The organism is Pseudomonas sp. CCI1.1 (assembly GCF_034348165.1).
Taxonomy (GTDB): Bacteria; Pseudomonadota; Gammaproteobacteria; order Pseudomonadales; family Pseudomonadaceae; genus Aquipseudomonas; species Aquipseudomonas paracarnis.
The window spans coordinates 1657601-1670215 of record NZ_CP133780.1 but is presented as its reverse complement, the minus strand read 5'-3'; the positions used below and the strand labels follow the sequence as shown (position 1 = coordinate 1670215).

Sequence of the window (12615 nt, the reverse complement as noted above, 5' to 3'; positions counted from 1 at the left end):
GCATGGCCAACATTGTTAGCCAGCTAACTAATGCTGCGGAGAAGCTCCATGCAAAACAAAGTCGATGTGGCCGTAATGATCGGCAGTGGCGTACCCCAAACCCTGCGAGCCCTGGGCCAGCGAGCCTGCTGGGTGGTGTTGCTCAACGGTGAGCAGCGCGGCACTGCATTCGCCAGCCGGGACGAGGCGCAGGAATGCCAGGCTGCCTGGCAAGCGCTATTGCGCAGGGAAGCGTCAGACAGCCTGCATTGATCAAGCGCGGGGAGGCTCATGCAGCAGCGCATTGAGGTCATCCACTGCGGGAGCCCATTCTGCGTCGACCTGCAATTGTTCCCTGAGGAAGTTCGCCTGCTGTTCGCTCCAGAATGGCGCGTCGATGAGTTTTACATCATCGGGCAGTCGATGTTCGGCGGTAAAACGTTCGATGGCTTCCTGGCTGGAATCCAGCCCCAGTTGTTCGAACAGGGTTTCAAGGGTTGGGGTGGTGGTGTCCATAGCGTTCTCCATGCGGGCTTATCGTCATGCATGTGAGGGGCAGGGCACGCCAGAGTTCTATCGGATTGTCAGGTATTGAGCGCGCCGCAATCCACGGCAGTTTTCAGTGCCTTGGCCGCCTCTTTGCCAGCCACGGCCGCTGCGTCGGCGGTTTTGAACCAGCGGTCTTTCTCCACCTGGTGCGCGGTGACCTTGTTCAGCGGTGGTTTGGCTCGCATGATGATGACCGCTTGAAACTCACCGTCTACTTCCCTCGCATCGCCGTGGATAATAAATTCGCCAATATCAAATTCCGTCACGTATGGCTTTCCCTTCAAGGTAACTGCGTTGATGAAACCTGACCCGCGGGGGGCAAACTTCCATGGACAGGCCAGTATGGCAGTTGTTGAGGGGCAGTGGCGCGGTAAAGTCATCCAGGCGACGAAACGATTCCGCCGCCTGAGGCGTATAGCTTGGCTTCAAGGGACTTGGCCAGTTCGCAGGCTTTGATGTGATCGCTGCGAAACCCCTTGATCTTGCCGCTGGGCACTTCAAGAATATGAAAAAAGTTCTTTCCTGCGGGTACAACTTGGTAAAGCACCGAATTGGAGTACCCATTCAGGTTCAGCAGGCAGTAGTATTGCTGTTCGTCGGGACATGGTGAACGAGTGTGGAAAGACGTAGCGTCGTGTTGACGTCGTTGCATGCTCAGCTCCTGTCGATCGATCCGGTTAGCTTGTCTGCGTTGTTTCGGGTGGTTTTCACCCTGGTTGCTGTTCTAGTATTGTCGTCGGTAGTTCGTGACTGGTTCCATGCCCAGATGTTTTTTTGTGTTGGGGTGTCGGAAAACTGCATTTTTAATTGGGTTATTCTCTGAAGTCGGCAGACCCGTATTCTCGGGTCGTTGAACCTGTGATTTGCTGTATCGCGGTTGACTTCCCATGAGGTCCGCCGTTGAGGTTTGTACTAGCCTTACGAGTTCTCTTCAGTTTTTTAATGACTCTGTATCGTGTCGTAACGGCCATTTTTTGTGCTGTTCGCTTTCGCGGCCAGTACTTTTTTGATGTGGGGGCGTTTCCTTGGCAGTCAGTAATCTGGATATGCACGCGTTATTCGTGCTGGGTGATTTGCGCGCAAAGTTGGTCAAGCAGTTTCAATCTCGGTTTGTCTACGTCACTGAACAGACGCCGGAAGGTATTTATATCGCCGAAATCGATACCGAAACGGCGCTGGTCGTGGATGACAAGCCACGTCTGGAACTCAAAGTAGGTGACCATTTTCGCGCAGCGGTATTGCCCAGCCGCGAAGGTGGCAAGTTCGAATTGAGGTTTCGCGATATCAAGTTGACCGTCTACGGCCTCGGCGACTATGCCTTTGTGTCGTCGAACGAAGGCCAGGGTATTGTGTTCAAGGAAGGCCACAGCGTGATGCTGGTATTCGCCGCCCATGAGCAATTGCAGGAAGGGTTGACCAAAACCCTGAAAGCCGTGACGGGCAAAGCCGCCAAATGGCGCAAGGGTGAGCTGGTGACCTTCAAGGCCAGCGAGTAGGCGCTGAACACGTTGTGCCTCTTTGTCTTTTGGAACCTCTACTACAGTTGAGTTGACTTAACTATTCAGAGGCTTCGCGCATTTGCAGCAAAGCCGTTCGCCATGACTGCGAAAACGCGAGGTGCAAAGGCATGAAAGGATTGAAGTCACTGCTGGCGATGGGCCTGACGACCCTGAGTCTGTCATTGCCGGTATCGGCCGCCCAGGCGCCGGTGCATTTTGCCGACCTGAACTGGGAAAGCGGCAGCCTGATCACAGAAGTACTGCGTTTTATCGTCGAGAAGGGCTATGACCTGCCCACCGACACGTTGCCTGGCACCACCATCACCCTGGAAACCGCCCTGGCCAAGAATGATATCCAGGTGATCGGCGAGGAGTGGGCAGGCCGCAGCCCTGTGTGGGTCAAGGCGCAAGCCGAAGGCAAGGTGGCGGGCCTGGGCGATATCGTCAAAGGCGCTACCGAAGGCTGGTGGGTGCCGGAATACGTGGTCAAGGGTGACCCCTCTAAAGGACTCAAGCCCCTGGCACCAGATTTGAAAAGCGTACAGGACCTGGCGCGCTACAAGGACGTGTTCAAAGACCCGGAGTCCCCAGGCAAGGGGCGCTTTCTCAACAGCCCCATCGGCTGGACCTCCGAGGTGGTCAACAAACAGAAGCTCAAGGCTTATGGGCTGGACGACAGCTACGTGAACTTCCGCAGCGGGTCGGGCGCGGCGCTGGATGCGGAGATTGCCTCGTCGATTCGCCGGGGCAAGCCCGTGCTGTTCTATTACTGGTCGCCGACCCCGTTGATGGGGCGCTATAAATTGATCCAGCTGGAAGAACCGCCATTTGATGCAGATGCGTGGAAGACCCTGACTGACGCAGACAACCCGAACCCGAAGCCGACACGCTCATTGGCTTCCAAGCTGAGCATTGGCGTGTCGACGCCGTTCCAGCAGGAACATCCACAGATTGCCCAGTTCTTCGAGAAGGTCGAGTTTCCCATCGAGCCGCTTAACAAAGCCTTGGCGACGATGAGCGAGCACCACACGCCGCCTCGGGAGGTGGCCCAGGCGTTTCTCAAGGAACATCCGCAGGTATGGAAGGCCTGGTTGACGGACGATGTGGCGCAGAAGATCGAGGCGAGCCTCAAGTAACCGGCGGTCTTTGTATCGAGCGAAGATCAAGATGTGGGAGCTGGCTTGCCTGCGATGACTGAGTGTCAGACAACATATTTTTATGCTGACCCACCGCTATCGCAGGCAAGCCAGCTCCCACATTCAATTGCATTTCAAGTCAGCGGTCGTTGCAGCGTTAGAACTTGGTGTGTACGGCCAGCTCAAAGGTCCTCGGTGACCCCAGATAATACGCCGGCGACACATGGGCAAACTCCGCGTACACCTCGTTAGTCAGGTTACGCACGCGCCCGGTTACCGTGGTATGCGCATCCAGCTTATAACGCAGGAAGGTGCCGAACAGCGTATAGGCCGGTACGGTCTGGGTATTGGCATTGTCCGCGTACACCTGGGCGACATACCGCGCATCCACCCCACCTTGCCAATCCTCGGCAAAATCGTAGGTCAGCCATAGGTTACCCACGCGCTTGGGCACGTTGGTCGGCGTATTGCCCTTACGCGACACCACCGAGCCGCTGGCGATTTTCTCGTTGAACTCATCGTACTGCGCGTCTACCCAGGCGAAGTTGCCTTCGGCCAATAGCTTCGGCGTGATGCGCAACGAGCTGGCCAGTTCGATGCCCTTGGACGACTGCGCGCCCACCGGGATGCTGTTGGTCGGGTCCAGCGGGTCGGTGACGGCAAAGTCCTTGCGTTCGATCTTGTAGGCGGCGACCGTGGCGGAGCCCCGACCTTCCAGGTAATCGAACTTGCTGCCGATTTCCCATTGCTTGCCCGTGGACACGTCGAACACTTGGGTGGTGGTATTGGGCTGTTCGACGGCGGTGCTGTATTGCACATAGACGTTGGCGGACGGGATGAACTGATAGGTCAGGCCCACCCGGCCCGTTAGCGGCTCCCAACTGCGCTTGAAGTGCCGTGGGTTGGTGGCGGTGATGGTGCGGTGGTTGGTCACGTCCAGGTCGATGGCGTCATAGCGCAGGCCGGTCAGCAGCGAGAGCTTATCCGTCAGTCCCAGACGGTTTTCCACGAACAGTGCCTTGGTGGTTACTTGGTTGGTCTTGTCCTTGACGAAACCTGGCTGGGTACCGGGAATATCATAGAAGTGCCCTGGGTCGTAGTGGTTAGGGTCCACGGTACTTTTGCCCGGCACGTTCAAGGGGCTGTTGGTGGTGCTGTTGACCTTGTACTCAAAACCACCCGACCAGGTGGTGGCAAGGCCGAACACGCTCGTGTCATGGCGCAGTTCGAACTGGTTGCCGTTCTGCTCGCCCTGATGCCGCACCTGATAGGCCGTCGAGCGGTTCACCGCGCTGTTGTCGGCGTTGTACTGGGAGGTCTCCAGGTTGCGGTAGTCGCGCTGGCTGTCGAGGTGGTAGAGGGTATTTTTCAGTGTGGTGCTGTCGTTGATCCGGTAGTCGATGATCGAGCGTGCCCAGATCGTACGTTGCTCATAACGGCCGTCGGCAACGTTGTAGTTATTGAAGCGGTTGTGCTTGTCGATCTTCAGCTCACCGGCCTTGGGGTTGAGTACCGGCGTGCCCCAATACTGGCTGTCTTCATGCTCGTCCTGATACTCCAGCGCCAGGGTGTGGGACAGGTTCGGGGTGAGGTCGCTGAGCAGGGAAAACGCCACGCTCCAGGCATCGCGCTGGTCGCGGTCGATGTAGCTGTGGTTGGTGTTGCGGCTCACATCCAGGCGGGCGTAATGCTGCACCTCGGCACCGGGTTCGGTCAGCGCATGGTTGAGGCCGAACGCCAGACCGGCGGTGTCGTAGCTGCCATAGCTCAGTTGGCCTTCGATGGCCTGTTCCTCGCGGTTTGCCAGCTTGGTCACGTAGTTCAGCGAGCCACCCACTGAGCCTGCGCCGTTGATCAAGGAGGAGGGGCCGCCTACCAGTTCGACGCGGTCATAGATCCACGCATCCACCGGCCGCGCCAGGCCCGTGGCGACATTGATGCCGTTGAACATCTGGGTGATCTGGCTACTGGTAAACCCTCGGTACGAGACAAAACCGCCAAAACCGGGCGGGGCGCTGGCGTTGACACCGGGCAGGGTATTGGCCGCATCGCGGAAGGTCTTGGCGCCGTGGCGCTCGATATCGTTGCGGTTGGCGATGGCCACTGACGCCGGGGTTTCCCGCACGCTCAGGCCCAGGCGCGAGGCCATGCCGCTGGATTGGTCCAGGGCCAGCCCAGGCTCGGCACTTTGCTCGCCGTCAATGGTGGTCGGGGCCAACTCAAGGGCCGAGGCGCAAACAGGCAGGCAGCCGAACAGGCCCGCCAGCAGGGGTAAATGTTTCATGGTTGGAATCCTGAAAACTTGGCTCGAAAACAACGCACTGCTACCCGTACTCCTGACGGAAACGGGGCGATGCAGATCAGTAAGCGCAGGGATCAGGCAAGGGCAGGTGGCGCGCGCGGATTAGCCGCAGGCCAGGTGAAGCGGGCAGGGATGTCAGCGGCAAGCACCACCGCAGCAGGCGGTGCATGGGGTTGCGGCAGGACCGCCACATTCAGGTGGGAGTTGAGCGTCGGGCCCATGCCGCCGGTAGAACACAGCGGGCAACCAAACGCCTTCGACAGCGTTGGCAGGTTCTCGTCCGTCGAGTTGCTGGGCAGCGGCGCCTGGGTACGTGGGTCGACCGTACAGAACTGGCCGCTGATGCCGTTGAGCTGCATCCCCACCCTTTGCCCATGACCAATACTGCAGGCGAACACATTGAACAGGACGCAGCAGTAGAGCATCCAGGCAATGAGTGAACGGTCGGCACGGGCAAGTTTCATGGGGCGGCACTTTATCATCAGCGACCGACGAAATGCCTGCAAAAAAACTCAGGGCGGCTATCCTCATTCGCACATTTTTGTGGAGCGCCGACCATGAGCTTTGTGATTGCGCGGTGGATCGTCGGGGTATTTACCTTCATCAGCATGGTGCATCTGTATTGGGCTGCGGGTGGCAAGCTCGGCAGCCTGGCCGCAATCCCGCAACTGCCCGGAGAGTTTGCCAGCGGGCCCAGGCCGGCGTTCAAACCGTCGGCGCTGGGCACTTTTCTGGTGGCGATGGGGCTGGTGGCGATTGCCTTGCTTGTGTGCCTGCGCGCCGGGCTGTATTTCTCGCCGGTGTCCCATGGGGCGTTGCAGTGGGGCATCAGCGCGATTGCCGTGCTGATGTTTGCCCGAGCGATAGGGGATTCGGAGCTGGTGGGGTTCTTCAAGAAGGTCGGCGGGTCGCGGTTCGCTCGTCTGGACACCTACTTCTATTCGCCGTTGTGCCTGGTGTTGGGCGCCGGCTTGCTGGTAGTCGCCTGGACCTGAGCCTGAGCCCACAGATACCAGGCTGACACCGCGCAATCCAAAGGTGGGAGCTGGCTTGCCTGCGATGCAGGCACCTCGGTCTATCAACCAAACCGGGTCGATCCCTTCGCAGGCAAGCCAGCTCCCACCTTCAGCCGCGTTCGACAGGTAACCCCGAGCGCCACCAAGCCACGCTGGCCGCCATTTGATTCACCTCCAAGTATTTCCCAGACAAAACACACCCCCGGTTTTATAGCGCTTGACCTTCCCAGTATGGCAAGCCGGATAAAAACCCACGTGTCGGTTTGTCTTGAAAATTCCAAGGAGGGTGAACGATGTACACCAAACCAGTCAGCCTGATCACCGGGGTGTTGGCCGTAGCGTTGACGCTGGGCGGATGCTCAGACAATTCACCGCCAGCCGCGGCCGCCAAGCCCCCTGGCGTGCCGGTAGCCCAGGTGGTGGCGCGTGCGGTGACGCCGTTTGTGGAGTACACCGGTTCGTTGACCGCGATCGACCAGGTTCAATTGCGCCCGCGAGTCAGTGGCTATCTGCAAAGTGTCAGCGTGCCTGAAGGGCAGTTCGTGGCCAAGGGCAGTCCATTGTTTGTGATCGATCCGCGTATGTTCCAGGCGGCAGTGAACGCAGCCAAGGCACGTCTGCGCGAGGCCGAGGCCAATGCGTTGCTGGCCCAGGCCGAGCATGGCCGTGCCGAGCAGTTATATGCCAAGAAGGTGGTGGCACGTGATCGTCTCGACACCGCCGTTGCTTCGTTGAACGCCGGCAGAGCGCAGGTGGAGGCCGCCAGGGCTGCGCTGGATACGGCCCAACTGGACCTGAGTTACACCCGCGTCACCGCACCTATCAGCGGGCGTATCGACCGCGCCCTGGTGACGGAAGGCAACTATGTCACCCGTGGGGAAACAGCGCTGACCACGATTGTTTCCATCGACCCCTTGCATGTGTATTTCGATGTGGATGAACGCACCTACCTGCATTCGTTGGCAGCGACGCGGCAACACGCCGGGGCCAAGGGCGAACAAGCCGCCAAGGTCATGGTGGCGATGCTCAACGACACCACCTATGCACGGGCCGGTCGCGTGGATTTTCTGGCCAACTCGGCTGACCGCAAGACCGGCACGGTGCGCGTGCGTGCGGTGGTGGAAAACCCGGATGGGCGCTTGACGCCGGGGCTGTTCGCCAAGGTCAAGCTGGACACCGGCGCGGCGCAACCCCGGGTGTTGATTGCCGACCATTCCATCGGCACCGACCAGGGCCGTCGCTATGTGCTGGTAGTCGGTGAAGGTGATAAAACCGAATATCGCCCGGTGGAACTGGGCCCAGTGGTCGACGGCCTGCGGGTCATCGAACAGGGGCTGCAACCGGGCGAGCGCATTGTCGTCAAAGGGCTGGTGCGCCCCGGCATGCAGGTGACACCGCTGGCCGCCAGCATCGAGGGCAAGCCGCTTGAGGCGCCGCTGGCGGTGGGGGGCGTGCAATGAGCTTCCCACGCTTTTTCATTGACCGACCGATCTTCGCCATTGTCCTCTCGGTGTTGATGATGATCGGCGGCATCGTGGCCTTCTTCCATTTGCCGTTGAGCGAATACCCGGCCGTCACGCCGCCCACGGTGCAAGTGACCGCGTCGTATCCGGGGGCCAACCCGCAGGTGATTGCCGAGACGGTGGCAGCGCCGCTGGAACAGGTGATCACCGGGGTCGAGGGCATGCTTTACATGACCTCGCAGTCGGCCACCGATGGCCGCATGATCCTGACCGCGACCTTCGCCCAGGGCACCAACGCGGACATGGCGCAGATCCAGGTGCAGAACCGTGTTTCGCGAGCTTTGCCGCGTTTGCCCGAAGAGGTGCAGCGCCTGGGCGTGGTCACGCAGAAGACCTCGCCGGACATCCTCATGGTGGTCCACCTGCTGTCCCCCGACCAACGTTATGATCCGCTCTATATCTCCAACTATGCCTACCTGCAGGTGCGCGATGAGTTGTCGCGCCTGCCGGGGATCAACGATGTGCTGGTGTGGGGCGCGGGTGAATACAGCATGCGCCTGTGGCTCGACCCGGACCTGATCGCCGCCCGTGGCTTGACCGCCGGTGATGTGATTGCTGCCGTGCGCGAGCAGAACGTGCAAGTGGCCGCCGGCTCGGTCGGCCAGGCGCCGGACTCTACTGCGGCGTTCCAAGTCACGGTCAATACCCTCGGGCGCCTGACGGACGAAGAGCAGTTCGGCGATATCATCATCCGCACCGGCGATAACGGCCAGGTCACGCGCCTGCGTGATGTGGCCCGTATCGAGATGGGCGCCGATGCCTACGCGCTGCGCAGCCTGTTGGACGGCGAGCCGGCGGTGGCCTTGCAGATCATCCAGAGCCCAGGGGCCAATGCCCTCGATGTGGCGCAGTCGGTGCGCGAGACCATGCAGCGTCTGCAAACCAACTTCCCCGAGGGGCTGGTGTCGCGGATTGCCTATGACCCCACCGTGTTTGTGCGCGCTTCGCTGGAGTCGGTGGCCATCACGCTGATGGAAGCGATCCTGCTGGTGGTGATCGTGGTGGTGGTGTTCCTGCGCAACTGGCGTGCGTCGCTGATTCCTTTGATGGCCGTGCCGGTGTCGATCATTGGCACCTTTGCGGTCATGCACCTCATGGGCTTCTCCCTCAATACCTTGTCGCTGTTTGGCCTGGTGCTGTCGATTGGCATCGTGGTCGACGATGCCATCGTGGTGGTGGAGAACGTCGAGCGGCATATCGAGAACGGCGAGGAGCCGATGCAGGCTGCGCGACGGGCGATGGGCGAGGTCACCGGCCCTATCATTGCGATCACCTCGGTGCTGGCGGCCGTGTTCATTCCCACCGCGTTTCTCAGTGGCCTGCAAGGCGAGTTCTATCGGCAATTTGCGCTGACCATCGCGATTTCCACTATCCTCTCGGCGGTCAACTCGTTGACCCTCAGCCCGGCGCTGGCTGGCCTGTTGCTGCGGCCACGGCATGCGGCCTTGGTGCATGACCCGCGCAGCCTGCGTGGTCGCGCCATGCGGCTGCTTGAGGTGCTGGGCCGGCCGTTTCAGCGAGCGCCACAAGCCTATGGCAATACCGTGCGCAAGGTCGTCGGCCGTCGCGGCGTGGCGCTGTTGGCCTACGGCGGTTTGCTCGCGTTGACCTGGTTCGGCTTCAACGCGGTACCGGCCGGCTTCGTGCCGATGCAAGACAAATACTACCTGGTCGGCATCGCCCAACTGCCGAACGCGGCCTCGTTGGAGCGTACCGATGCGGTGGTGCGACAAATGTCGAAAATCGCCCTGGATGAGCCGGGGGTCGAGAGCGTCGTGGCGTTCCCGGGGCTGTCGGTCAACGGCTTCGTCAACGTCCCGAATGCGGCGGTGATGTTCGTGATGCTTGATCCGTTCAAAGAACGCACCTCGCCGGATATGACAGCGGTCGCCATCGCCGGGCGCCTGCAAGCCAAGTTCGCGAGCATCCCCGACGGCTTCCTCGGCGTGTTCCCGCCGCCACCGGTGCCGGGGCTCGGGGTCACCGGGGGCTTCAAGCTGCAGGTCGAGGACCGTGGCGGCGTCGGGCTGGAGGCGCTGGTGCAGCAGACCCAGGTACTGATGACCAAAGCCACTGAGTCAGGCCAAGTGGCCGGGCTGATGACCAGCCTGGACGTCAACGCGCCGCAACTGAATGTCGACATCGACCGCACCCAGGTCAAGAGCCAGGGCGTGCGCCTGGCGGATGTGTTCGAGTCGCTGCAGGTCTATCTGGGGTCGCTGTACGTCAACGACTTCAACCGGTTTGGCCGCACCTACAAAGTCACGGCCCAGGCCGATGCGGACCACCGCATGCAGGCCGAAGCCATTGGCCGCCTGCAGGTGCGCAATGCCGCCGGGGACATGCTGCCGTTATCAGCGTTTGTCACGGTCACGCCGAGCTCCGGGCCTGACCGGGTGATTCACTACAACGGCTATCCCTCGGCGGATATCTCTGGCGGCGCGATGCCTGGGGTCAGCTCCGGGCAGGCGGTTGCGCTCATGGAGCGCCTGGCCCAGGAGGTACTGCCCGAGGGCGTGACCTATGAATGGACAGATTTGACCTACCAGCAAAAGCTCGCCGGGTCATCGGCCCTGTTTATTTTCCCGCTGTGTGTGTTGCTGGCGTATCTGATCCTTGCCGCGCAGTACAACAGTTGGCTGCTGCCGTTGGCGGTGTTGCTGATCGTGCCCATGTGCCTGCTCAGCGCAATCCTCGGCGTGTGGCTGGTGGAGGGCGACAACAACGTGTTCGTGCAGATCGGGTTGGTGGTGCTGGTGGGCTTGGCGGCGAAGAACGCCATCCTGATCGTCGAGTTTGCCCGCAGCCTCGAAGCCGAAGGCGCCAGCCCATTGGAAGCGGTGATCCACGCCTGTCAATTGCGCCTGCGCCCGATCCTGATGACGTCCCTGGCGTTTATCGCCGGCGTAGTCCCGTTGGTATTTGCCAGTGGGGCAGGCGCCGAGATGCGCCATGCCATGGGGGTTGCGGTGTTTGCCGGGATGTTGGGCGTGACGCTGTTCGGTCTGTTCCTGACGCCCGTGTTCTATGTGGTGATGCGCAGCCTGGCGCTGCGCGTGCAGCGCCAGGGGGCGAGTCCGAAGGTGCAGCTAAAGGAGAGCGCATCATGAAACAGGCGTATCCAGCTTTTCTGTTGTCGTTGACCCTGCTGGCCGGTTGCGGCTCGGTTGGGCCTGATTACTCCGCGCCGGTGCTGCCTGCTGCGCAGCGGGCGACGAGCTTCGGCGCGCCCATCGCCGGGCTTGGTCCGGGCGAGGTAGAGGTGCAGTGGTGGCAAGTGTTCGACGAGCCAGCACTGAGCCAATTGATCCAACGGGCACTGGCGGCCAACCACGACATCGGCATCGCCGCCGCGCGCCTGGACGAAGCCAAGGCGTTGCTGCGCGAAAGCCGCCAAGGCTTCCTGCCCAGCGGCGGCGCTGCCCTGGGCTACGAGCACCGCCAGCGTAGCGAGGTCGAGACTCCCTTCGGCGAGCAGCGCTCTATTGAAACCACCCGCGCGGCGGTGGATGCAGCCTGGGAAATCGACTTGTTTGGCCGCGTGCGTCGCTCGGTGGAGGCGGCCCAGGCCCAGGCGGGGTCGCGTCAGGCATTGCTGCGCAGCGTGCAAGCGAGCGTCGCGGCGACGGTCGCGGCAACCTGGTTCGAGTTACAAGGGATCGAAGCCGAACAGGCGGTGGTCGCGGATATCAGCCAGAGCCAGCGCGACAGCCTGGGCCTGGTGGGGCAGATGGTCAGCGTCGGCGCCGCCACCGAATTCGACCGGCTGCGGGCCGAGGCCTTGTTGCGCAATGTCGAGGCGGTAGCGCCTGACCTGGAGCGACGTCGCGCCAAGTCAACCAACGCGCTGGCGGTGCTGCTGGGGCAAGCGCCCCAGGGGTTCAAGCCACCGCTGGCCCGGCCTGGGCGTGAAACCTTGAACCTGCGCACGTTGCAGGTGGGAGACCCGGCCGGCCTGCTGGCGCGTCGCGCCGATATTGCCGCGGCCGAACGCACGCTGGCGGCTGCGACCGCGCAGATTGGCGTGGAAACCGCTGGCTTGTATCCGGACATCCAGGTGCAGGGTTCCATCGGTTTACTGGCCGGAAGTCTCAGCGCCCTGGGCGATGCGGGCATGCAGTCGAACTTTATCGCGCCGGTGATTCGCTGGTCACTGCTGGACACCGGGCGCGTACGAGCGCGGATTGCCGCCAGCGAGGCACGCACCCAGGCGGCATTGATCGCTTATGACCAGACCGTGTTGCGGGCCCTGCAGGAAACCGATGATGCGTTCCAGGCCAACCGTACGGCCGGCAACGCCCTGGGCTTGCGGTTGTTGGAGGCGGCCGCCAACCGTGAGGCAGCCAGCTTTGCGCGCGAGCGGTTTGCGCAAGGTGAGGGTGTGTACCTGGATGTGCTTGAGGCCGAACGCGCGGACTTCACCAGCCGCCGGGCATTGACGGCGGCGCGCACGGAACAGCGCTTGGCGGTGGTGGGGATCTATAAGGCGCTGGGTGGTGGGTGGGAGATCTGTGAGAGGGCGGGGCAGGCGTGCAAGGGGGCCACGGTGTTGCGCTAACGTGGACCTGTGGGAGCTGGCTTGCCTGCGATAGCGGCCTGACAGTCGTTACA

12 protein-coding genes are annotated in these 12615 nt (G+C 61.5%); 7 read left to right on the top strand and 5 right to left on the bottom strand.

All coding sequences use genetic code 11. The features are described 5' to 3' along the window. Window positions 1–48 precede the first annotated feature (48 nt). The gene (locus RHM69_RS07185) at window positions 49–252 is read left to right on the top strand and encodes a hypothetical protein (RefSeq protein ID WP_034125690.1); all 204 of its coding nucleotides are present in this window, start codon (window positions 49–51) and stop codon (window positions 250–252) included. Here the strand turns inward: RHM69_RS07185 and RHM69_RS07180 are convergent, their stop codons facing one another. The 3 genes from RHM69_RS07180 to RHM69_RS07170 all read right to left on the bottom strand — a co-directional run bounded on the left by RHM69_RS07180 (window position 253) and on the right by RHM69_RS07170 (window position 1180). Next, window positions 253–495 (bottom strand): DUF2789 domain-containing protein, encoded by a 243-nt coding sequence (locus tag RHM69_RS07180; protein WP_034125689.1) that lies wholly within the window; start codon window positions 493–495, stop codon window positions 253–255. It lies immediately after the preceding gene. A 68-nt stretch (window positions 496–563) separates the two neighbouring features. Continuing rightward, window positions 564–794, bottom strand: coding sequence for a hypothetical protein (locus tag RHM69_RS07175; RefSeq protein WP_034125688.1), 231 nt, complete (start codon window positions 792–794; stop codon window positions 564–566). Window positions 795–904: 110 nt separating this feature from the next. Beyond that, window positions 905–1180 carry a hypothetical protein gene (locus RHM69_RS07170; protein WP_032872432.1) on the bottom strand — a complete coding sequence of 92 codons (276 nt, stop codon included), beginning with the start codon at window positions 1178–1180 and terminating at the stop codon, window positions 905–907. Window positions 1181–1574: 394 nt separating this feature from the next. Between RHM69_RS07170 and RHM69_RS07165 the strand changes: the two genes are divergently transcribed. Further along, complete coding sequence (locus RHM69_RS07165; RefSeq protein ID WP_052199932.1) at window positions 1575–2024, top strand: hypothetical protein; 450 nt, start codon at window positions 1575–1577, stop codon at window positions 2022–2024. Window positions 2025–2155: 131 nt separating this feature from the next. Then, entirely contained in the window at window positions 2156–3163 is a 1008-nt protein-coding gene (locus RHM69_RS07160) for an ABC transporter substrate-binding protein (RefSeq protein WP_200601188.1), read from the top strand. 157 nt (window positions 3164–3320) lie between these two features. On the opposite strand, the gene RHM69_RS07155 is transcribed toward RHM69_RS07160, so the two are convergent. Then, on the bottom strand, window positions 3321–5447 hold the full coding sequence (locus RHM69_RS07155; protein WP_200601189.1) for a TonB-dependent receptor: 2127 nt from the start codon (window positions 5445–5447) through the stop codon (window positions 3321–3323). 92 nt (window positions 5448–5539) lie between these two features. Continuing rightward, window positions 5540–5929, bottom strand: coding sequence for a DUF2946 domain-containing protein (locus RHM69_RS07150; protein WP_200601191.1), 390 nt, complete (start codon window positions 5927–5929; stop codon window positions 5540–5542). Between the two features lie 93 nt (window positions 5930–6022). On the opposite strand from RHM69_RS07150, the gene RHM69_RS07145 reads away from it, so the two are divergent. The 4 genes from RHM69_RS07145 (at window position 6023) to RHM69_RS07130 (ending at window position 12562) form a co-directional block, all read left to right on the top strand. After that, window positions 6023–6460, top strand: coding sequence for a DUF3995 domain-containing protein (locus RHM69_RS07145; RefSeq protein WP_014718756.1), 438 nt, complete (start codon window positions 6023–6025; stop codon window positions 6458–6460). Between the two features lie 314 nt (window positions 6461–6774). Continuing rightward, window positions 6775–7941, top strand: coding sequence for an efflux RND transporter periplasmic adaptor subunit (locus tag RHM69_RS07140; protein ID WP_014718755.1), 1167 nt, complete (start codon window positions 6775–6777; stop codon window positions 7939–7941). After that, window positions 7938–11114, top strand: a complete 3177-nt coding sequence (locus RHM69_RS07135; RefSeq protein WP_200601193.1) for an efflux RND transporter permease subunit — start codon at window positions 7938–7940, stop codon at window positions 11112–11114. The genes RHM69_RS07140 and RHM69_RS07135 overlap by 4 nt, the downstream gene beginning before the upstream one ends. Continuing rightward, window positions 11111–12562, top strand: a complete 1452-nt coding sequence (locus RHM69_RS07130) for an efflux transporter outer membrane subunit (RefSeq protein ID WP_200601195.1) — start codon at window positions 11111–11113, stop codon at window positions 12560–12562. Before RHM69_RS07135 ends, RHM69_RS07130 begins: the two co-directional genes overlap by 4 nt. The last annotated feature ends 53 nt before the right edge of the window (window positions 12563–12615 follow it).